22 protein-coding genes, 1 other RNA gene and 3 pseudogenes are annotated in these 20,519 nt (G+C 42.5%); 17 read left to right on the top strand and 9 right to left on the bottom strand.

Annotation, left to right across the window (positions count from 1 at the left end):
- Positions 1-10 precede the first annotated feature (10 nt).
- The 7 genes and pseudogenes from ACJMKR_RS11100 to ACJMKR_RS11070 all read left to right on the top strand — a co-directional run bounded on the left by ACJMKR_RS11100 (position 11) and on the right by ACJMKR_RS11070 (position 5,069).
- Entirely contained in the window at positions 11-265 is a 255-nt protein-coding gene (locus ACJMKR_RS11100) for a DUF4282 domain-containing protein (RefSeq protein ID WP_423063105.1), read from the top strand.
- Complete coding sequence (gene parE / locus ACJMKR_RS11095) at positions 249-2,162, top strand: DNA topoisomerase IV subunit B (protein ID WP_423063104.1); 1,914 nt, start codon at positions 249-251, stop codon at positions 2,160-2,162. Before ACJMKR_RS11100 ends, parE begins: the two co-directional genes overlap by 17 nt.
- A gap of 28 nt (positions 2,163-2,190) precedes the next feature.
- The gene (locus ACJMKR_RS11090) at positions 2,191-2,565 is read left to right on the top strand and encodes a rhodanese-like domain-containing protein (RefSeq protein WP_423063103.1); all 375 of its coding nucleotides are present in this window, start codon (positions 2,191-2,193) and stop codon (positions 2,563-2,565) included.
- Positions 2,566-2,912: 347 nt separating this feature from the next.
- Positions 2,913-3,173, top strand: a pseudogene (locus ACJMKR_RS11085) (transposase family protein); the annotation flags it as partial.
- A gap of 182 nt (positions 3,174-3,355) precedes the next feature.
- Positions 3,356-3,955, top strand: a complete 600-nt coding sequence (locus tag ACJMKR_RS11080) for a hypothetical protein (protein WP_423063102.1) — start codon at positions 3,356-3,358, stop codon at positions 3,953-3,955.
- A gap of 361 nt (positions 3,956-4,316) precedes the next feature.
- Positions 4,317-4,658, top strand: coding sequence for a hypothetical protein (locus tag ACJMKR_RS11075; protein ID WP_423063101.1), 342 nt, complete (start codon positions 4,317-4,319; stop codon positions 4,656-4,658).
- 6 nt (positions 4,659-4,664) lie between these two features.
- Positions 4,665-5,069: a hypothetical protein gene (locus tag ACJMKR_RS11070; protein WP_423063100.1), complete on the top strand. Its 405-nt coding sequence runs from the start codon at positions 4,665-4,667 to the stop codon at positions 5,067-5,069.
- Here ACJMKR_RS11070 and ACJMKR_RS11065 read toward each other — a convergent pair.
- Both ACJMKR_RS11065 and ACJMKR_RS11060 read right to left on the bottom strand, forming a co-directional pair.
- A pseudogene (locus ACJMKR_RS11065) lies at positions 5,066-5,760 on the bottom strand (IS1 family transposase); the annotation flags it as partial. The gene ACJMKR_RS11070 and the pseudogene ACJMKR_RS11065 overlap by 4 nt on opposite strands.
- Before the next feature lie 3 nt (positions 5,761-5,763).
- Positions 5,764-5,817: pseudogene (locus tag ACJMKR_RS11060) on the bottom strand (hypothetical protein); the annotation flags it as partial.
- 94 nt (positions 5,818-5,911) lie between these two features.
- Here ACJMKR_RS11060 and ACJMKR_RS11055 point away from each other — a divergent pair.
- The 5 genes from ACJMKR_RS11055 to ACJMKR_RS11035 all read left to right on the top strand — a co-directional run bounded on the left by ACJMKR_RS11055 (position 5,912) and on the right by ACJMKR_RS11035 (position 9,971).
- Positions 5,912-6,640: a PQQ-dependent sugar dehydrogenase gene (locus ACJMKR_RS11055; protein WP_423063099.1), complete on the top strand. Its 729-nt coding sequence runs from the start codon at positions 5,912-5,914 to the stop codon at positions 6,638-6,640.
- A gap of 170 nt (positions 6,641-6,810) precedes the next feature.
- Positions 6,811-7,575 (top strand): helix-turn-helix domain-containing protein, encoded by a 765-nt coding sequence (locus ACJMKR_RS11050; RefSeq protein WP_423063098.1) that lies wholly within the window; start codon positions 6,811-6,813, stop codon positions 7,573-7,575.
- Positions 7,572-8,228: an ATP-binding protein gene (locus ACJMKR_RS11045; protein ID WP_423063097.1), complete on the top strand. Its 657-nt coding sequence runs from the start codon at positions 7,572-7,574 to the stop codon at positions 8,226-8,228. The genes ACJMKR_RS11050 and ACJMKR_RS11045 overlap by 4 nt, the downstream gene beginning before the upstream one ends.
- 162 nt (positions 8,229-8,390) lie before the next feature.
- Positions 8,391-9,161, top strand: a complete 771-nt coding sequence (locus ACJMKR_RS11040; RefSeq protein ID WP_423063096.1) for an ATP-binding protein — start codon at positions 8,391-8,393, stop codon at positions 9,159-9,161.
- A 180-nt stretch (positions 9,162-9,341) separates the two neighbouring features.
- Positions 9,342-9,971: a DUF4143 domain-containing protein gene (locus ACJMKR_RS11035; protein ID WP_423063095.1), complete on the top strand. Its 630-nt coding sequence runs from the start codon at positions 9,342-9,344 to the stop codon at positions 9,969-9,971.
- Here ACJMKR_RS11035 and ACJMKR_RS11030 read toward each other — a convergent pair.
- From ACJMKR_RS11030 to ACJMKR_RS11010, 5 genes are all read right to left on the bottom strand, one after another.
- Positions 9,937-10,533, bottom strand: coding sequence for a 5-formyltetrahydrofolate cyclo-ligase (locus ACJMKR_RS11030; RefSeq protein ID WP_423063094.1), 597 nt, complete (start codon positions 10,531-10,533; stop codon positions 9,937-9,939). The two genes, ACJMKR_RS11035 and ACJMKR_RS11030, sit on opposite strands and share 35 nt — an antisense overlap.
- 5 nt (positions 10,534-10,538) lie before the next feature.
- Positions 10,539-10,723: non-coding RNA, 6S RNA (ssrS, locus tag ACJMKR_RS11025), on the bottom strand.
- A gap of 6 nt (positions 10,724-10,729) precedes the next feature.
- Positions 10,730-11,047 (bottom strand): cell division protein ZapA, encoded by a 318-nt coding sequence (locus ACJMKR_RS11020; protein WP_423063093.1) that lies wholly within the window; start codon positions 11,045-11,047, stop codon positions 10,730-10,732.
- Complete coding sequence (locus ACJMKR_RS11015; protein ID WP_423063092.1) at positions 11,044-11,250, bottom strand: TIGR02449 family protein; 207 nt, start codon at positions 11,248-11,250, stop codon at positions 11,044-11,046. The genes ACJMKR_RS11020 and ACJMKR_RS11015 overlap by 4 nt, the downstream gene beginning before the upstream one ends.
- Positions 11,251-11,481: 231 nt before the next feature.
- Complete coding sequence (locus ACJMKR_RS11010) at positions 11,482-13,272, bottom strand: aminopeptidase P family protein (RefSeq protein WP_423063091.1); 1,791 nt, start codon at positions 13,270-13,272, stop codon at positions 11,482-11,484.
- Positions 13,273-13,374: 102 nt separating this feature from the next.
- Here ACJMKR_RS11010 and ubiH point away from each other — a divergent pair, with 102 nt between their 5' ends.
- From ubiH to ACJMKR_RS10990, 4 genes are all read left to right on the top strand, one after another.
- Complete coding sequence (gene ubiH, locus ACJMKR_RS11005) at positions 13,375-14,622, top strand: 2-octaprenyl-6-methoxyphenyl hydroxylase (RefSeq protein ID WP_423064248.1); 1,248 nt, start codon at positions 13,375-13,377, stop codon at positions 14,620-14,622.
- Complete coding sequence (locus tag ACJMKR_RS11000; RefSeq protein WP_423063090.1) at positions 14,606-15,832, top strand: UbiH/UbiF/VisC/COQ6 family ubiquinone biosynthesis hydroxylase; 1,227 nt, start codon at positions 14,606-14,608, stop codon at positions 15,830-15,832. The genes ubiH and ACJMKR_RS11000 overlap by 17 nt, the downstream gene beginning before the upstream one ends.
- A 114-nt stretch (positions 15,833-15,946) precedes the next feature.
- On the top strand, positions 15,947-17,140 hold the full coding sequence (locus ACJMKR_RS10995; RefSeq protein WP_423063089.1) for an AAA family ATPase: 1,194 nt from the start codon (positions 15,947-15,949) through the stop codon (positions 17,138-17,140).
- A gap of 400 nt (positions 17,141-17,540) precedes the next feature.
- Complete coding sequence (locus ACJMKR_RS10990; RefSeq protein WP_423063088.1) at positions 17,541-18,296, top strand: hypothetical protein; 756 nt, start codon at positions 17,541-17,543, stop codon at positions 18,294-18,296.
- A 49-nt stretch (positions 18,297-18,345) separates the two neighbouring features.
- On the opposite strand, the gene ACJMKR_RS10985 is transcribed toward ACJMKR_RS10990, so the two are convergent.
- Positions 18,346-18,828 (bottom strand): hypothetical protein, encoded by a 483-nt coding sequence (locus ACJMKR_RS10985; RefSeq protein WP_423063087.1) that lies wholly within the window; start codon positions 18,826-18,828, stop codon positions 18,346-18,348.
- Positions 18,829-18,972: 144 nt separating this feature from the next.
- Here ACJMKR_RS10985 and ACJMKR_RS10980 point away from each other — a divergent pair, with 144 nt between their 5' ends.
- Positions 18,973-19,707 carry a response regulator gene (locus tag ACJMKR_RS10980; protein ID WP_423063086.1) on the top strand — a complete coding sequence of 245 codons (735 nt, stop codon included), beginning with the start codon at positions 18,973-18,975 and terminating at the stop codon, positions 19,705-19,707.
- On the opposite strand, the gene ACJMKR_RS10975 is transcribed toward ACJMKR_RS10980, so the two are convergent.
- A complete protein-coding gene (locus ACJMKR_RS10975) occupies positions 19,704-20,480 on the bottom strand; it encodes a hypothetical protein (RefSeq protein ID WP_423063085.1) in 777 nt (258 codons plus the stop codon). The two genes, ACJMKR_RS10980 and ACJMKR_RS10975, sit on opposite strands and share 4 nt — an antisense overlap.
- Positions 20,481-20,519: the final 39 nt, after the last annotated feature.

Raw genomic sequence — 20,519 nt, 5'->3', positions numbered from 1 at the left:
GGGGTTGAATATGAAAGGTTTTTTGTGTTTCCGTAAGATGATCACGCCGGTGATTGTGCAAGTTCTTTTTTGGCTAGCGGTGCTTTTTAGTATCATCGTCGCCATTTATAACTTTGCACATGCGAAATATCTTTACGGCGTTGAAATTATCATTTTTGGGCCCTTGTTGGCTCGAGTTGCCGCAGAGCTAATTCTGATATTTTTCAGAATGAATGACTCATTGAATAAAATAAAAATAGGTTTAACGGATGGCAAAGGCGAATAAATCAAAATCCACTCAAAAAGGTTACACCGCTGAGGCGATCGAAGTCTTAAGTGGTTTAGATCCCGTTCGTCGCCGGCCAGGTATGTACACCGACACCATGCGCCCCAATCACTTGGCGCATGAAGTTATCGACAACAGTGTCGACGAAGCAATTGCTGGGTTTGCACGACAGGTCGATGTGACGCTTTACAAAGACGGTTCACTCGAAGTAATCGATGATGGTCGTGGCATGCCAACAGACATTCATCCCGAACACAAACTCACCGGTGTCGAATTAATTCTGACGCGCTTGCATGCGGGTGCAAAATTTTCCTCAAAAACGTATGAATTTTCTGGTGGATTACACGGTGTGGGTATTTCTGTCGTCAACGCATTGTCGACAAAACTTATCGTGCAAGTAAAAAAAGACGGCAAAATTTATCAAATGGATTTTGCAGATGGTGAAAGCAAATCAAAGTTACGTGCGGTTGGCAGTTGCAATAAAAACGAAACAGGAACGATCATTCGTTTTTGGCCTGATGCGCAATACTTCGATAACGTTAAATTTTCTGTGCCACAACTCATCCACACGTTGCGTGCGAAAGCCGTTTTGTGTCCGGGATTGGCGGTGAGTTTTACCGATGAACAAAAAGGTAAAACACAACAATGGCATTATGAAGAAGGTTTAAAAACGTATTTATCGGACCGACTCAGTGGCCTTATCTGTTTGCCAGAAACGCCGTTAATTGGGCATTTTGCGGGTGACAATGAAATGGCTGACTGGGCGGTGACGTGGTTGCCAGAAGGTGGTGAAGCTGTTGCAGAAAGTTATGTGAATTTAATTCCCACCCCGCAAGGTGGTACGCACGTTAATGGTTTGCGTACGGGTTTGTTGGAAGCGATGCGGGAATTTTGTGAAATTCATAAATTATTACCGCGCGGAGTTAAGCTTGTTGCGGATGATATTTGGGAACAGTGCAGCTACGTTTTATCGGTCAAAATACAAGAGCCACAATTTTCGGGGCAAATGAAAGAGCGCTTGGCTTCACGTCAGTCCGCTGTTTTTGTAGCCGGTGTGGTCAAAGATGCCTTTAGCTTGTGGCTCAACAATCACGTGGAGCAGGGAACAGCGCTTGCAGAATTAGCCATTGCCAATGCGCAAAAACGCATGCGCATCAGTAAAAAAGTGGCGCGCAAAAAAGTCACGACAGGCCCGGCATTACCCGGAAAATTAGCCGATTGTGTTCAACAAGACATGATGGCTTGTGAATTATTTTTGGTGGAAGGAGACTCGGCGGGCGGTTCTGCAAAACAAGCGCGTGACAAAAATTTCCAGGCCGTGATGCCATTGCGCGGAAAGATTTTAAATACTTGGGAGGTTGATTCCGAACAAGTGTTAGCTTCGCAGGAAGTGCATGACATTGCCGTTGCGATTGGTGTTGATCCGGGTTCGAGCGATATCGATGGATTGCGTTACGGAAAAGTGTGTATTCTGGCCGATGCCGATTCGGATGGATATCACATCGCAACTTTATTGTGTGCGTTGTTTTTAAAACATTTTGCGAAGTTAGTAGCGGAAGGGCATGTCTATGTTGCAATGCCGCCGTTATATCGCATCGATGTTGGTAAAGAAGTGTTTTATGCGTTAGATGACGACGAAAAACAAGGCATTTTAGATCGCATCAAGGCTGAGAAAATAAGAGGCAACGTAAACATTCAGCGGTTTAAGGGTTTGGGCGAGATGAATCCGTCACAGTTGCGTGAAACAACGATGAATCCCGAAACGCGACGCTTGGTGCAGTTAACCGTCAAAGAAAAAGATGATTCGCACCAGATGATGGATATGTTGTTAGCGAAGAAGCGCGCTGGTGATCGCAAGAAATGGCTTGAGAAAAAAGGCGATATGGCGGAAGTTTAGTTTAGAAATTTAATTGGAGGTAAATAATATGAAAAAACATGCGCCAAAATTCTTAGAAGTTGTGAACGATGCGAAGTCACGCATTAAAGAAACAGATGTGCAAAGCGTTAAAAAAATGCTAGATAAAAAAGAAGATTTTGTCCTCGTTGATGTGCGTGAAGACAGAGAATGGGCCGCAGGACATTTACCCTGCGCTATTCACTTAGGCAAAGGCGTCATCGAACGTGATATCGAAAAAACCGTTCCCGACCATCACACAAAACTCGTGCTTTATTGCGGTGGTGGTTTTCGTTCTGCACTTGCTGCAGATAGTTTGCAGAAGATGGGTTACACGCACGTCATCTCAATGGACGGTGGTTTTAGCCAATGGCAAGAGTCTGGTTATCCTATCGATAACAATTAGTCGTTATTGCAAGGTTACACAGGTGCTTACGCCCGCAAAACAGTAACCCCAATCTCTCTGCTGCAATTGAAATGCTGTTTGAGAGTGGATGACTCAACGTAACCTCGTCATCCCGGAAATTTTGCATCAGGATGTGCAAAATTATCCGGGATCCAAACGGTTACCAGGGATGAGAAAAAAAATCACGCAGGGCGCCTTCATCAAAGTTTAAAAATTGACCGGGTTAATTGAACTCATTGAGGTTACCAGAGGATTTATAGTAGACAAGCAAGGAGAAATAATTTAAAAAATCAAGCCCCTACGTTAGTTACACGTAGATTTAAAAAATCTTAACCAGGAGCTTGATTGTGAATAAAATTACGCGCAAACCGATCAAAAATCAATATTTATTTCACTGCTTTCTCAACATCCCAGATCCCCGAGTTCGGGCTCGATGCCGATACCCTTTGATCAATATATTAGTCATTACGCTATGCGCGATTCTTTGTGGCTTTAATACCTGGGAAGGAATTGCTGATTTTGGTTTAAGTCAGACACGTTGGTTAAACCAATTTATCGATATGACCTGCGGTGTGCCGAGTCCACTCACGTTTTCACGGGTATTTAACTGTTAGAAAAAGAGACCAGTTCCACGCATGGGATTGCCAGGAAACGTATGCAGGCTGCTCTTTCCACAAGGTATTTAAGAAAAGTGGTCGGTTTTTAAACTTTGATGAAGGCGCCCTTAAGATTTTTTTAATATCTCCCTGGTATGATTATTTTTGTAGCGCTACAAAAGGGGAGACGATTTATGCCTTTTACTTTAGTGAATCCACCAAATGCAAAGCATTCATTGCGCGAAAACAGATGTTTTGGCGCTGTAAAACTTATGGATGCAGATCCTGTTTTGCTAGAGCTTGAAGGGCAGATCAATCCAAAAGACTCTTTTAATGCAAGCTTATCTGATTTTTTGAAAAATTATACGGGCTTGCCAGGCAAGTTGTTGTTTTATGTCGATGGCGTTACTGTCAAAGCGTGGGAATTAGATAAAACGAAGGGAATACCGACGTCCGGTTTTTCCTCTCGAGCGGATGCTGAGAAGAGGATCCAATCTTGTATGGCAAGGTTATATGAGCTAATTGGGGAAGGACATGACATTTGCTTGCTAGCGCGGATACGAGAATCTGCTGAGCATTCTCGCAAAGAAATAGTATATCAGTATGGCCCTTTTGAACCTCAATATCATGATTTATTAAAAACTGAATTAGATGAGTTGATTAAATTTGTTGAAGCTATAAATTCGCTTCAAGAATCTGATCGAAAAGAGGCAAAAGAATCTTTAGACGCATACAGGCCTTCATATTTAGAAGCCTTCTTGAGAGGAGAAGGGGCTGACCTTTTTGATTTTTGAGAAGAAGAAAGTGGAACTGACAGTGGAGATGAAAGTAATGCTGTAAGCCCTACTACTTCGACAGCGACAACAAGCGATGGAAGTTCTGTATTTAGCCATGGAAGTTCTGTATTTGATGAACATTTTAAAGAGAGTAATAGCCCTGTTAACAAGCCTGCTGGTTTTTTTTCTGGTCTTTTCCCGTGTTTATTGTTTCAACGTGGTCAACGTGGTCAACGCAGACAAGGTGGAGAGTGTGAACCTTTATTAAATAAGGAAGCAGGGGTAGAGTTAGGTTCGCTATGCTTATTAAATAATGGAAATAATGGGCGTGGTAGATACCCGACTTCCAATCCCTATATCTCTGAGCTAAAATAAGGCCATGGAAAACCAACCAAAACGTAAAGGCTCAATAGGCCTGCTGATTGGAGCCATTATCATCATTTTGGTGTTAGTGGTGGGTTGGCATATTATTCTGCCGTTTCTCGGGTTAACCATCGTCATTGGTGCGGGGGCGATTGGCTTCGTGATTGCTGCGATTGTGTTGATGTGTATCGGCATAATTTTATTTTTGATTTCAGCGAGCGTCATTGCTTGGATCATCGCACTATTAATTGCCGTGTGGGCGGTATTTACTATTGCCTATGTGCCTGTCGCTTTCCCAATTTTAATTCCACTGCTCGTGATTTTAATTTTGATCGGCATTTTTCGTCGGAGGCGTTAACACGACATGCGACGGATCGCGATCATTTTAAGTGTTGTCTTATTTTCACTTTTCGCTATTCCCATCAATGCAAAAGATAAAACATTACCGCTACATGAACTTAAAATGCCGCCAGGTTTTGCTATTCATATTTATGCAGATGTGCCTCACGCGCGTTCCTTAGCATTGGGTGCTGATGGGGTTGTTTTTGTCGGTACGCGAAAAACTGGAAAAGTATATGCACTGATTCCCAATAAAAATGGGACTCATGCCAAAAAAGTCATTCTGATTGCAGATAGCATGACAATGCCCAATGGCGTTGCCTATCGTAATGGTAATTTATACGTGGCGGAGATGACGCGTATTTGGAAGTATCCTGACATCGAAAAGCATCTTAATGGGTGGTGCCTCATTTTTGTTGATGGCATCTAAATAACCCTCCCAAACTCGTGCCTATTGATAAATAATCCGATGACAATGTCGTGCAATTTATCCAGTTTAGAAAAGCAAATCGTCTTTCTCGCTAATCGCTTTATTCGTGTGCGCAACGTGAGATGCTTTCGTTCAATCGCTTGGGTATTTTGCTTTCCCACCAAATGTTTTGATTGAGGCAGGTGTCTTTCATAAGCACCCCAATCATCTGTATAGTAAAAGTTGATATCAAATGAGCTCAGTTTTTCTTTCAGTGCTTTAAATGCTGAATCTTTTCTTGGACCAAAATGATAAGCTAACACCTCATGTGTATGGTGATCAATCGCATGCCAAAGCCAACGTTGATTCTGTTTATTTCGAACAAAACTCCACATTTCATCCAGCTCCGCTTCTTCAACTTGTACAACATTAACAGTAACAGACGCACCAAGTGATTCTTTTTCCTTTAAAAGTCGTGTATTGACGCTCTCCAAACCTTCACCCTTTTTTTTAATTCACCAATAACAGTGTTAATGCTAATACGTAAAACGCCTGCAGTATCTCTGACGCCACTACCATTCATTGCCATATCAACTATTTTATCTTTAACACCAGGGGCACGAGCATTATGTGTGTAATCTAGAAGAAATGTATTTTTCTCACAAGCATTATTTTTACATTGAAACCTTTGCTTTCCTGTACTGCTGACGCCAAATTTTACAACCTCATGTAAACAGCAGCAGGGGCAAGCAACATTGATTCTTGCCATTCATGCAATCCTTATCCTAATGATTTTCTGAAATAGCAAAATATATCACATCAACAAAAATGAGGCACTACCTCTTAATGATCCGAAGAAAGTTTTGATTTACGATCAACTGCCGAATAAAACACATCACGGTTGGCGTTATATTAAATTTGGACCCGATGGTTGGCTCTATGTTGCAATTGGTGCACCTTGCAATGTGTGTGTGCAACAAGACCCACGTTTTGCAAGTATTTCTCGCATTAAAGCCGATGGTACAAATTTTCAGGTCTATGCTAAAGGTGTTCGGAATAGTGTTGGTTTTGATTGGGATCCAAATACGAAGCAATTATGGTGCACCGAAAATGGGCGCGATTGGCTAGGAGATAACTTGCCACCGGATGAATTAAATCATGCGCCTCGGCAAGGAATGAATTTCGGTTTTCCCTATTTTTATGGAAACAATGTGCCTGATCCTCAATACGGTAAATTGCGTTCTGCAAAAGGGATGACAATTCCAGTGCAGGAGTTAGGCCCACATGTGGCGGCACTTGGGATGTCGTTTTATACCGGTAAAATGTTTCCAAAAAAATACTGGAATCAGATTGTCATTGCCGAACACGGTTCTTGGAATCGTAGTCAAAAAATCGGTTACCGCTTGATGCTCGTGACATTAAAGGGAAATAAAGCGCTTTCATACCAGCCGTTTGTGACCGGCTGGTTGCAGGGTCAAACCGAATGGGGTCGACCGGTCGATACTTTGGTTATGCCAGATGGTGCGCTGTTGGTCTCCGATGATTATGCGGGTGTCGTTTATCGAATTACGTATCGTTCACCCAGGTTGTGATTGTTATATGCTTGGCGTGTAGTTTCGTATGTCCGGACTATATTCAACGATTCGCTAAACTTAGGATAAGAATGAATAACCCGCATTAGTGTAGATACTAAAACAATCAATAATGCTAAGATACATTGGAAACTCGTGGAACAGAAATAGTTAACTAGGTATTTTGAAATATGGATCTAAATCAAGTTCAAAAACTTATTTCTAATGGTGAAACTGAAATTGTTGAATATAAAAAATCAATAGCTGAATTGGAAAAATTGGGAAAAGCGCTATGTGGGCAACTTAATGCTAAGGGTGGCTATGGATTTACAGGCATTTCTGATTCTGGAAAAGTTATTGGTGTTGAGGTGACTGACTCAGTAAAAATGAAATTAACTGCCTTCAAAAACCATTTTGATCCTTGGCCGCGTATGGAAATCGAATATGTTTCACTGCCAGATTCAGAACAACAAATCATTGTATTTATTTGCCAACGATCATTTGATGATGGTCCATATACTTTTAAAGGAAGGCCATACCTCAAGACACCATCCGGCATTAAGCCGATGCCATCAGAGAAATATAAGAATCTTTTGCTTAAGCATGCGGGTTTGTCTAAAGCATGGGAGGCACTTCCAACGAATAATTTTAATTTGGACAATCTTGATCATGAAGAAATTGTTAAAACATTTAAAATTCGTTTAAAAGAGGGGCGTATCCCTGAAGATGAATATACCGAAAGTGTGGATGAAATACTTACACATTTTGATCTAATCCAAAATGGAGCGATTAATAATGCGGCCATGGTATTGTATGCAGAAAAATGCCGGCGGAATTTTCGCAATGCTTTATACGAATGGGGCGTTTTGTTGATGATACTATGGATGAGGTACTTGATAGTAAGCAAATACGTGGGAATGCGTTTCAGTTACTTGATGAGGCAATTGAATTTATGAGGAAGCATCTTCCTATTTCAAGTCGATATGACCTGAATCAATTTGAGCGAATCGATGAGATGGCATTACCACTCTTGGCTATTAGAGAGGCTATTATTAACGCAGTTGTTCATAGAGATTATTCAACGCGGGGAGGAGATATCTCGCTTTATATTTTTAATGAGGCATTTGAAATACATAACATAGGCCATTTATTTGGTGGATTAACGGTTGAGCAATTAAAGGTTAAGCATCCGTCACGGCGGCGGAATGAAAGAATTGCTCAAGTGTTTCATGCGCGCAAGCTTATTGATCGGTTTGGTGGAGGCACAAGACGAATATTACGGCTTTGTGCTGAACAAGGGTTGCCAACGCCGGAATTTTCAGAGACGTCCGATGGGTTTCAGGTGAAATTTACTTTTAAAGAATCCATTGGTCCGCAAAAAATGGCTCAGGAACCTAAAGGTAGGCTAACCTCAAGGCAAGTTGAAGTTCTCGCACTCTTAGAGCGCCATGGTGCGCTATCTACCAAGGAATTGAGTGAAAAGTTAACAGACCCTCCGACAGAGCGTTGGTTGAGAAACGAGCTAAAGCGAATGATGGAGCTTAATCTAATTAAGGCTGAGGGCGCTACCAATAGACGAAAGTGGTTATTGAATCAGCCAAACCGATAACTTCGGAAGTACTTCGGAATTCATGAGTCTATGCCACATGCGGGTTGGACAGAGGCTTCTTCTTTCCTATGGAAAATGTGATAATAATCACATTATTCCTATGAAAAACGTGATAAAATTCACATTTTAGACAGGAAAGTGCTCTCACGGGGAGTGTAGGCGATGAAACGTCATATTTTCAATAAGTTAAAAGACTGGCAGGGCTCAAAATCTCGTAAGCCTTTGATTTTGCAAGGTGCCAGGCAGGTTCGCAAAACCTACATCTTGAAGGCGTTCGCTGAATCTGAATTCAAGCAGTGCGCGTATATTAACTTCGAGCGAGATCGGCGCGCCAAAGAGGTTTTTGAGCAGGATCTTGAGCCTGGCAGAATCATCAAAGCGCTTGAACTGCGCTTGGAGATGAAGATTACCCCGCAAGAGACCTTGATTTTCTTCGATGAAATACAAGAATGCCCGAAGGCATTAAACAGCTTGAAATATTTTTGTGAGCAAGCCTCGCAGTATTATATCGTAGCAGCGGGGTCATTGTTGGGTGTCAAGTTGTCGCAGCATGAAGGATTTCCTGTGGGTAAAGTGAATTTTCTTGAGTTGTACCCCATGACTTTTTTTGAATTTCTTCAGGCAATTGGAAGAGAGCGATTGCATGATTATTTATGCAGTTTAAATAAGTTTGAACTCATAGAAAAAAGCATTCATGCTGATTTATGCGATTTATTAAAAATCTATCTGTATGTCGGTGGCATGCCGGAGGCTCTCAAAACGTATACGGAGAACGAAGATATTAATGCAATTCGAAAAATTCATGAAGAAATTATAAAAGCTTACATGCTAGATTTTGCTAAGCATGCGCCCGAGAATCAAACGATGCGCGCCATGGAGAGCGAAGCGAAGGCGCGTATTCCGCGGCAGGCTGGGATTTTTTGCCGAGCGTAAGCGACTGCAAAAAATCTTTACGAGGCGTCGAGTCAGTTGAGAGCCCGTGCGTAGTCGAGCCGTGAGGTCGCGGAGCGGGGGTGAGGAGGACGTCCGCGGTTATTTAAGTTGTCGCGTATTGCGAGTCGATTATTGACAGGGATGGCAATAATCTATCACGAGCATCGCGACACGCTTGTCATGAAAATTACATCGATTTGGAATTCACTCCCAACACAGCTTGCCAAAGAAAATAAAAAATTTGTGTTTTCACAGATGAAGTCTGGTGCTCGTGCAAGAGAGTATGAAACTGCGTTGCAATGGCTGATTGATGCAAATTTGGTTTATCCAGCTTACAACGTTACGGCGCCTCAATTGCCGCTTAAAGCATATTTAGATAATCGTGCATTTAAGCTTTATTGCCTTGACGTTGGAATATTGGGGGCGATGTCGGAGCTTAGCGCTAAAACTATTTTAGAAAAAAATAAACTTTTTACTGAATTTAAAGGGGCATTGACTGAAAATTTAGCGGCGCAGTTGTTAAAAAGCCACGCGGTAAAAAACCTTTTTTATTGGACAAGCGGGAATACGGCCGAAGTAGATTTTATTTTGCCGGTGTCAGATGGCATACAGCCGCTAGAAATCAAAGCAAATAGTTCGACTAAAAAGAAAAGCTTATTAATTTATGATAAAAAATATAACCCTGAGTTTCTCAATCGCGCGAGTTTATTAAACTTAAAACAAGATGGTAAGCTTCGGAATTATCCTTTGTACCTGCTCGAGAAAATTCCTTTAACTACACACGATAAACGTGTTCCTCAGTCACAATAAGATCAAGCGGAATATCCCACTCGGCGGGGTCGATGGAAGGAATTTTTTGAAAATCGTAAGCCAATGCAATTAGACAGGGTTTGTTTTTTTGATCAGCTTCGTGGAGAAATGCAAATGTGCGGTCGTAGTAACCCGCGCCACGGCCAATGCGATTACCGTTTTTGTCAAAAGCCACTAACGGTAAGAAAACACAGTCTAACGCTTTCGGTACAATATGTTGTTGTGTTTTGGTATCGGGCTCGCCAATGCCAAAGCGATTAATGACTAATGTATCCCCGTTACGATAGCGATAAAACTCTAAATGATGCTCACTTTTTAAAGCTAATGCTGGCAAGTAAGCATCTTTATTATTTTTTTCGGCGTATGCCATGATTAGGTGTGGGTCAACCTCGCCATCGTGCGCGATATAAAAAGCGATGTGTTGACTGCGTGTAAATTCAGGCAGTGAAAAAACGCGTTGCGCAATTTTCTCAGCGGCGTTTATTTTCTCTGCTATTGGTAATTCGCGTCGTTGATGGCGCAATAGTTGACGCAAATGTTTTTTGTCGGTGGAGTTTGTCATCGTTGATGGCCTCCATGATATCGCTGCAGGTGCTTGTTTGAACCCTGAGGTTTAGGGCGGTATTGGCGGGCATCGCATCAGGCTCCCCAATTTTATGGGCTTGCACAACAGCTTTGTCCACAACCAATTCCTGATCAAGCGAGTATCGGTTCAAAAATGCTGTTCCTGCTGGCGATAACCACAGAGGACACTATTATTATACCGCAATTTCCTCGTTGGTCGAAAGGAAATTTTCGATGCGATGTTGTAAGTCCTGAATGCGTTGATTCATCACGTCTATGTAATTGTTTTTTTGTTTTTGCAACTGCATGAGTTCGTGACAGATGTTGAGCGCGGCAACGATAGCAACGCGTTCGGTGCTGTTAATGTTGGTGGATTCTTGGATTTTTTTCATTTGTTCATTAACATAATGCGCCGACTCTTGCAGTTCTTGCGTTTGCTCGGGTGGGCATTTAATTTTATAGCTACGATCCATGATGGTGACAGAGAGTACGTTGTCTTCTGCGTTGCTCATGACATTTGTTCCTTTAATTGAGAAATTATTTTTTTGATTTTGTCGGCCGCTTTGCGATTTTTTTCGAGTAATTCAGATCGTTCGCGAATACTGCTCGACAGCTTTTGGCGCAATGAAATGTTTTCAGCTTTTAATCGTTCTAGAGAACGCAATAAGTGGTCAACTTGATATTCTAAACCGCTGAGTTCAAGGGTCGTCATCATGTCTTCCTTGTGTTCCTTTTAGAAGTTGTTTGCATTGAATCTATCACAGCGATTGGCAAACAAGCTCTAGTATTCAAGTACTAACTTACGCTTTGTAAGCGAATACTGTAAGAATAGTGCGTTACATGCGATAGGTCAACCCTGGTGATAATTTTAGAAACACTTTGTCGATTTCAACTGCGGTAAAGAGGAGAGTGTGCTGGGAAAAGAATTTCAAAAGATGCCCTTTTATTAAAGCGGTTCTGTGGCCGCGCTTAGCCACTCTCGTAATTCATCGCTTGGCAACTGATCGACAATCGTTTCGTAAACGTGTTGGTGGTATTCGTTGACCCATGCAATTTCTTCTGCGGTGAGATTGTTGGTATCGATGAGCTTGCGAGAATAGGGGACGAGTGTTAAATCTTCAAACTTATAAAACGGTCCGTGATGCGTTTGGCTGTCAAGTTGCGTGTAAGCCTGTGTAATCAAGCAAAGATTTTCAATACGAATACCATATTGACTCTTAAAATAAACGCCCGGTTCGTTGCTGACCACCATTCCTGGTTGGAGAGGAACTCCGGTGTGTCGGAAAGTGATGCCTTGTGGTCCTTCGTGCACGCAAAGATAACAGCCAACGCCATGCCCTGTAGCGTGACCATAATCGAGTGCATCGCGCCACAATGGAACGTGCGCGAGTGCATTGATATGTTCACCACAAACACCGTCAGGAAATACACAATGTCGAATGGCTAAATGTCCTTTTAGAACTAGCGTGTAATGGCGCTTTTGTGCCTCAGTAGGTGTGCCCAAATGAATAGTGCGCGTGATATCGGTGGTGCCGTAATAATATTGGCCGCCGGAGTCGATCAAATAGAGGCTTGAATCATCGATTGGGATGGAGGTTTTTTCGGTCACAAAATAATGGACGATAGCCCCGTTCGGTCCAAATCCGCTGATCGTGCTGAAGCTTAAATCAAGACAGCGTGGTTCTTCTCGTCGCAACGCGTCGAGTTTTTCTTGTGCCGATTTTTCCGTGATACCTTCTTGCCAGTGGTGTTCCAGCCAATATAAAAATTTTATCATCGCAACGGCATCAATCTGATGTGCGATCCGCATACCTTGTTGTTCAGTATTATTTTTGATGGCTTTCAGCAGCGTGATGGGTGAATGTTGTACGAGGATTTCAGCTTGGTTGAGTTGTTGCTGTACCCACCAACTTGCTGTTGAAGGATCAACCCAAGCTTTTCCTTTGACATGATTCAAAACAGATTGAAAGTCTCCATAGGGCCTGACCTCAATGTGTTGCTCTTTTAAATAGCGATGATCTTCAGCGGTAATTTTCTCGGGATCCACAAATAAAAGAGCTTGATCGTGTGTGACAACCGCGTAACTGATGACGAGTGGATTGTAGCTAATATCGTTGCCGCGAATATTAAATAACCAGGCAATAGCATCGAGCATGGTGATGATGTGTGCATTGGCGCCAGCATCTTTCATCATGTTTCGCAATTGGGTGATTTTATCGTGCGCACTCTGGCCTGCATATTTTACGTCTTGTATTCGCAACGGTTTGTGAGGTGATGCAGGGCGGTCTGTCCAAATAGCATCGATGAGATTTTTGTCGATGCTCAGTAGTTTTCCGCCGTGGTGGCTTAGAGTGTTTTGTATTTTGTGTGCTTGAGCAATGCTGATAACGTTGGGATCGACGCCGCAAACGATATTATCACCCTGCGATGCGAGCCATTGGTCAATTGAAGGTGTTTCGCCTTGAGTCATTTTCATGAGTTCATACAGGGAGCTATCGAGTTGCTGTTCAGCCTGTAAAAAATAGCGTGCATCGGTCCATAAGTAAGCTGTATTTTTGCCGATTAACACATCGCCTGCGGTGCCGGTAAAATTACTGATCCAGGCGCGGCGTTTAGTGTAAGCCGGTAGGTATTCGTTTTTATGTTCATCAGCGGAAGGTACATAGTAGTAGTCAACGCCATTGTCGTTCATTAACTGGCGTAATTCGCTTAATCGAGTAGCGGTGTTGTTGTTCATAGCGGCCCGGCTCCTATTTGAGTGAACATAAAATGATACACTGAAAGCGTCACTGATTCGAGCAGACATGGTATGATCTTTAGGGATTAAAGAGTGAATGATATGAATTTAGAGCAGTATGACGTTATCCTCATTGGAGCGGGCTTGGTTGGAGCTAGCCTTGTCGTTGCGCTGCAAAATCAAGGCCTCAAAGTTGCGGTGCTGGAAACGCATCTGCCCGATGTCACCGCTAATCCCAAAAAAGATACGCGCCCGCTGTCATTATCTTACAGTAGCAGTATGATTTTGCAGACACTCAATATTTGGCCCGAGCTAGAAAAGTTTGCGTGTCCCATCAAGAGCGTGCATGTGTCCGATGCGGGTGCGTTGGGTGCCATTCATTTTAGTGCGAGAGAGCAGCATGTGTCGGCGTTGGGTTATGTTGTTCCCTTTGGTGATTTACAACATGCTTTATATCAACGCGCGGCCGAACAGCCCAACGTTGATTTCATTGCCATTACTCAATTGATGGCGATTCGATGCGAAGAGACGGGTGCCACTGTGACGGTTAATGCGGCTAATGGTGAGCGCGAAATTACAGCGTCTTTGGTCGTCGCCGCCGATGGTACGCATTCTACGTCGCGCGATTTATTAAAAATTCCGACGGAGCGTTCTGATCGCGGTGATGTAGCATTAGCTGCAGAGATTTATTTAAACGGTGAGCATGAATATGCTGCTTTTGAGCGATTCACTCGCGAAGGTACGTTGGCCCTATTGCCGTTATTTAATCGCCATCGGTGTCGTTTGGTGTGGAGTATGCACAAGGACATGGCGCGTGATGTCGCGCAGTGGGGCGATGAAAAATTCAAAGAGTATATTGAAAATTCGTTTGCCGGTCGCATTCCTGCGATTGAAAAAATAAATCGTGGTGGACAATTTCCGCTACAAACGATTATCGCAAAAGAGCAAATTCGCCCGGGCTTTGTGTTGTTAGGTAATGCTGCGCATACGTTATATCCGGTAGCGGCGCAAGGGTTTAATTTAGGTTTGCGCGATGTGGCAGTCTTGGCTGAAACCTTGGTGAATGCGCGCAGTCAGTTAGAGTCGATCGGTGATTTGTCGGTGTTGCAAGCATATGTTGAATGGCGCGTGTCAGACCAAGAACGTGTGGCGGGTTTGACCGACAGCATTAGTCATTTATTTGGATTACAGATTCCATTATTAAAACCAGCACGTGGGTTGGGTTTGTTGGCGACGGATTTAATTTTGCCCATTAAAAAACGATTGGCAAAACCGTTGATGGGTTTAGGCGGGCGCTTGCCAAAATTGGCGCGAGGGATAGGGTTAGGATCGCATGTCAACACAAACTAAAGAATATGCTGTCACGATTGTTGGCGGTGGCATGGTGGGGCTGTTATTTGCAGCTTTGTTAGCAGATGCCAAAATTAAGACGGCTGTCATTGAATCTCACAAACCTACAATGCGTTGGGCAAAAACGGATATCGACTCTCGTGTGAGTGCCGTGAATGTTGTTTCTCAACGCATATTAAAAAATGTAAATGTGTGGTCTGCCATCGACCTAAACAGTTATTCGCCGCTAACGGCATTAAAAGTGTGGGATGCAATTGGTGGCGCCGAAATTGATTTTGACAGTGCAGATACAGGCGCTCCTGCGCTCGGTGCAATCGTTGAAAATCGCGAAATTGTGCGCGCGTTATGGCAACATTTGGAACACAATGAATACGTTGATTTTTATTGCCCGCACAAAGGCAAAAACATTGTAAATGACGAAGCATTTGTTGAGATTACGTTGGATGACGAACAAAAAATTCGTTCGCAATTAATTGTCGGAGCCGATGGTGCAAGTTCGTGGGTGCGCCAACAAATGTCGGGTGATATGCATGAGCGCTCGTATGATCAAAATGCAGTGGTGGCTGTGGTGGAAACCGAAGAACCACACCAACAAACAGGGTGGCAAGCTTTTTTGCCGGATGGTATTTTGGCATTATTGCCGCTTGCGAATGTGCACCATTGTGCGATTGTGTGGTCGACAGAAACCGAGCGTGCCAATCATTTAGTTGCAATGTCGGCGCAAGATTTTAATCGTGAAATTAACAATGAATTTGGATTGCGTTTGGGGCAAATAAAACTATTAAACGAGCCCAAAGCGATTCCGTTGGTGATGCGCCATGTCAAAAAATATGTTGAGCCGCGCATAGCGCTAATTGGTGATGCTGCTCACACGATTCATCCGTTAGCAGGCCAGGGCGTGAATTTAGGATTTATGGATGCAGCGTGTTTGGCGCAATGTATTATTGAGGCCAATGAAAATCATCGCGACATTGGAAGCTTGCGGCCATTGCGTCGATACGAGCGCTGGCGCAAAGGTGATAACGTGATGATGATTGTCACCATGCGCGGATTTAAAGAATTATTTGGCTCATCATCGAGTTTAATTATTCAAGCTCGCAACATGGGACTAAATTTTGCCGATCGCTCCGATCTTATTAAAAACTGTTTTATGCGCATTGCTATGGGCGAATCGGTGGATTTGCCTGTGTCTGCTATACAGGATTGTTAGACAGCGTCGATCCTAACATTAAAGCAAGATTTTGCAGTTTTTTTGTCAAAGTATGGATTTGTATGCTAGATTTTAGTATAATATCCTAAGATTAAACCCAGCTTGGTTTTGCTTATGTTATATAAAGTCGTTATTGAAAATTTTTTCTCGATAGCAGAGGCACAAGAAATCTCGTTTATTGTACATGCTAATGCCCCAGATATGCCTTGTTTTCGGCAACCTTATCCTGGTGAAGATAGTCGCCTTCCGGCAGTTATAGGCTTTTTTGGAGCAAATGCTTCAGGCAAATCAACTATTTTACGAGCAATTACTTCTGCAGTAGTTTTTGCGTTACATAGCTTTTATTGGAAGGATGAGATTGATGTTTTCTTTCAGCCATACAGACAAAAAAAATGGTGGGGAAAACCTACAAAAATTTTAATTGAATTTGATGGTCAGTTAAGTGCTGAAGAGTTACGTGCAAAGTTTCGTTATGAATTACATGTTTCTCATGAGGCTAATAGTTTTTCAAATAAAAAAATTTTATATGAGGCATTGTCTTATGCGCCTAAAGGAAAATTTCGGCGTCTCTTTGAGCGTCACGAACAACGGTTTGATTTTAAAAAAGAGTTTAGCATTTCAGCTTCTAGTGAAAAAAAAGAAAGTATTCGTTCCAACGCGAGTGTTCTTAGCACGCTTGCAAAATTAAATCATCCCAAATCTATCTATTTAACTCAGTTGATTGGAATGCTGCAAACCAATATTCTCGGTTTTGGCAAAATCCAACAAAATAATATGCAGTGGTTATCTGTTTATGCAAATGATAAAACTTGTCTTGATCATTTGAATCGTGAATTAAGAAGGTTTGATGTTGGGCTTGAATCAATGTCTATTGAGCAAGGGCCTCAAGGGTTTTTTGCAAAATTAAACCATGTAGGATTAGACAGCTTCGTTTTTTTGAATGAAGAGTCAGCCGGTACTCAACGGTTCATTGAAATTTTCCCTCGCTTACATTGCGCGCTACAATCAGGTAGTATTGCTGTTATTGATGAGTTAGATACAGATTTTCATCCATTATTAATTCCTGAATTATTTCGTTGGTTTGGTGGCCCAAATAAAAATCCACATAATGCACAATTGCTTTTTACTGCACATAATCCTGCTTTATTAGACGATTTAGAAAAAGAGCAAATATTTTTTGTAGAAAAGCCTAGTGGTCAATCAACACATGTATATGGGGCGCGAGATATAAAAGGTCTTCGTCGTGACCCAAGTCTAATGAAAAAATATCTTTCTGGTGAGTTAGGTGCGGTGCCACATATAGGATAAACAATGGTTTTTGCCGGAAAAATACGAACCAGAATTTATTTGGCTGTCGAAGGAAGCTGCTTTCAATGATAGGCTTTAAACAATAGCTGATTTTACTGTAGTTATCACCCTATAGTACTTCAAATAGAGTCACTATTTTTTATTTATGTTCCTACTTTTACCAGAAAGCGCGCTCTTTAAATCAAGTATCAAGGTTAATGACGGAGTTTTTTTATTCTTAAAAATATATTTTGTTCATTATGTTAGCTGTTTTCCTTAAGGAAAAATTAATTTAGGGTGGGCTTATTGACGGCTTTCTTCAGTATGTTAATGTCGTTCTCGTTTAAAAATGTCAAATGCTTTTGATTGTTTTTTTTAACGTCATCTATGTTTGACCTAGGATTAATAAGGAGATTTTACAGTGAGTAGACAACCAAGTCCTCAAGATCCTCAAGATCATGAAAATTCTGGAGGAGCTCTAACTCTTCCTGCAGATCAACGCATTATATACATTCCAAAGATTAAGGCGTGGGAGTTCATGCCATTCGCCACGCTTACTGGAGGTTTGGCTGTTCTAGGTCAGTATTTGATGCCCCAAGTGCTCGGCTATTTTGTCGACCAACATGTTACAGCGCCTCATGACCCTCATATTAAGCAGGAATTACTTGGCATCGTTGGACTTTTTATAGGAGGGGTCTTCGGTGCAGAGCTGAGTTTAGGCTTACGGGCTATGATGTCGATGTGGAGTTTGAAGCGGTCTATGTCTAGCTCTAATTTTGAAATAGAGACTCAACCTCTTCAGCGTCCTCCTGAGATTCGCGTAAGATCAAGATTCCTGATGCAGGCTCTCGGGATTATACCTAAAGCGATAGCAAACACGATTATGCGTTCACTCAGCATTATGGCTATAGATATGTTTCGATTTTGGGAGTTGCTGAGTGAATTTCCCAAAGACGACCCTAATGCATATCGAGATTGCTGGTTGATATTTGCAGCTCTTTCTTTACTAACGCTTATATTTGGTTTGCCGGCAGATTCTCGCGATATGGCACCATTCTGGACGACGCGTGAACCTGTTGCTCTTAAAGAAGGACCCGAGCCTGAGGAGTCACACCAATCACAAGGGTATTGCAGCCAAATGTGGGGTAGCGCAAAAGTTTGGTTTGGGTTTCGATAAAATAATAAAACCCGGCATGAACATGATGGCTCATGCCGGGTTTTTATTGTTACGTTGATTGATGTTTTATGTGTAATGGATGAATATGTCCATCGCGGCTGTTAAGCACAACGCGGCTTACTACATTATTTTTCGTGTTTACAATACTAATTAAATAAAATTTGTGTCCGTGCTTAGACATTTTTGTTTGCACGTCACCCACATTAAGATTATGTCGGCCACGCATTAACAAAGCAGCTTTGGTAATGGTGCGTGCATCGTTTTCGCTTAATTGTTTGTCGTGATGCAATCCTAAATTCCACGGACCGCGATGATGGTGAAACCACGGTCGATGACGTTGGATGAAAAGCGCGCGGCAATGAGCGTGTTGTGCTTTCTGTAATGTCATCGGCGTCGTACTTGCCGGTGTGAGTTTAATTGCGGCTACGCTGTTTTGGGTGCTGGTTTCTGCAAAGCCGGGGCTACTATAAATGCCGATAGTCGCCATGCCAAGTGCTGCAACAGCAGCTAATGTTTTAACTCTATTTCTCATGGTTGATTCCTCATTTGTTCAGTCGGTACGTTGCATTCTAGGGGGCGAGTGTTGCACTGTTGTGAATGTAAGCACACGATTTGTAACAGGTTTGTTACAACGAGAGGGTTGTAAATTGGCGGTAATAAGAGTAAAAATCACAACATGCAAGTGCAAAAATCACACATATTGATTGTTGACGATGATCCGCAAATTGGTGATTTGTTGAGTGAATATCTCGAGCAGCATGGCTATCGAGTGTCTGTTGCGCGCAATGGGCATGAGATGAAGCGGGTAATGAAGCGAGCTCAATTTGCTCTGGTGGTGCTAGACATCATGCTACCGGGCGAGGATGGCTTGGCGTTGTGCCGTTTTTTACGCGAAACCTCGGAAATTCCGATCATCATGTTGAGTGCCGTCGGCGAAGAAGCCGACCGTGTGGTGGGGCTTGAAGTCGGTGCCGATGATTATCTTGCTAAGCCATTTAGCCCGCGTGAATTGTTGGCGCGGATTAAGGCATTGGCGCGCCGAACCACCGGAACTTTGGCCGATAAACGAAAGGCACGCCAAGTTGCCAAGATGCCCAATATCTATTTTAAAGATTGGACGCTGGATCAAAACAAGCGTCGGCTAATTGCGCCCGATGGTGTGGCGGTGCCATTGAGTGCGGGTGAGTATGAATTGCTCGTCGCCTTTTTGGAGAATCCGCAACGCACGCTGAATCGTGATCAGTTGCTCGATTTAACTCACGGGCGTGAGGCAACACCGTTTGATCGCACCATCGATGTGCAGGTTGCGAGACTTCGCAAGAAGATCGAAACGGATCCCAAAAATCCACAGATTATCGTCACCATGCGAGGTGATGGTTATCAATTTAATGCAGAAGTGACGACGGATTAGTTTTTTATGGTCATGCCATTCCTGGCATGAGGTGATTTATTACTAAGGACCGGTTGGTCTAGGGGGGGTGCATCAGGCTGTTCGGTTACACGAGTATTACTGGAATTAGGATTAGTTGTAGTGTTAAACAAAAGCGATGAATTCTTTCCCTTACCGAATAATTGTTCATTGTTTTTCTCGTCTGATTCACTATTTTTTGAGTTATGTGGTTTGAACTTCTGCAAGATCGCACGGTGGTAACTTTCGTCAGGATAGGGTTGATCTAGCAAATACTGAGCAACGGTTTTATCTGGGAAAAGCTCAGTATTTAAGGTTCCAGTTTCGCTGTAAAGCTCTACAAATTCGCTTAAGTTATATGGTGAAACGGAAAGAGACGGATTGTACACAATATCTTGGCAGTAGTAGTATTGCCCATCATTATTTCTTGGCAACTCGGGATAAAAGGCACATTGTAGTGGGGTCAAGCCATTACTATTTTTTGCAAACAACAATTGCCGAGGAATTAGTATCTCTGGAGAATATAGAAAACTTGCTAAGATGGGGTTATATAGGGCAATAAAGTGTAAAAAATTATTGCCATTCACATCAGGCGACCATGCCGCGATTTCGTTGATTGCTTTTTTAAAACGTTTATTTTCTATTTCAGGATCTTCTTCTGATTCCTTCATGTCTTCAACGTTATAGTTATAGTGTTCACAAAGGTATGCAATAATTATTTCCAGTGTTTTTTTAGGATTAGCTCCATATATTTCATTTTGTACAGCATTAAGCACTTTGACCTTCCCCCTAAACTAGTACCAGGACACCGATGA

Source organism: Candidiatus Paracoxiella cheracis, from assembly GCF_049348705.1.
GTDB classification, from domain to species: Bacteria; Pseudomonadota; Gammaproteobacteria; order Coxiellales; family Coxiellaceae; genus Paracoxiella; species Paracoxiella cheracis.
The sequence above is the reverse complement of the archived record's forward strand: the minus strand, read 5'-3'. Positions and strand labels throughout refer to the sequence as shown.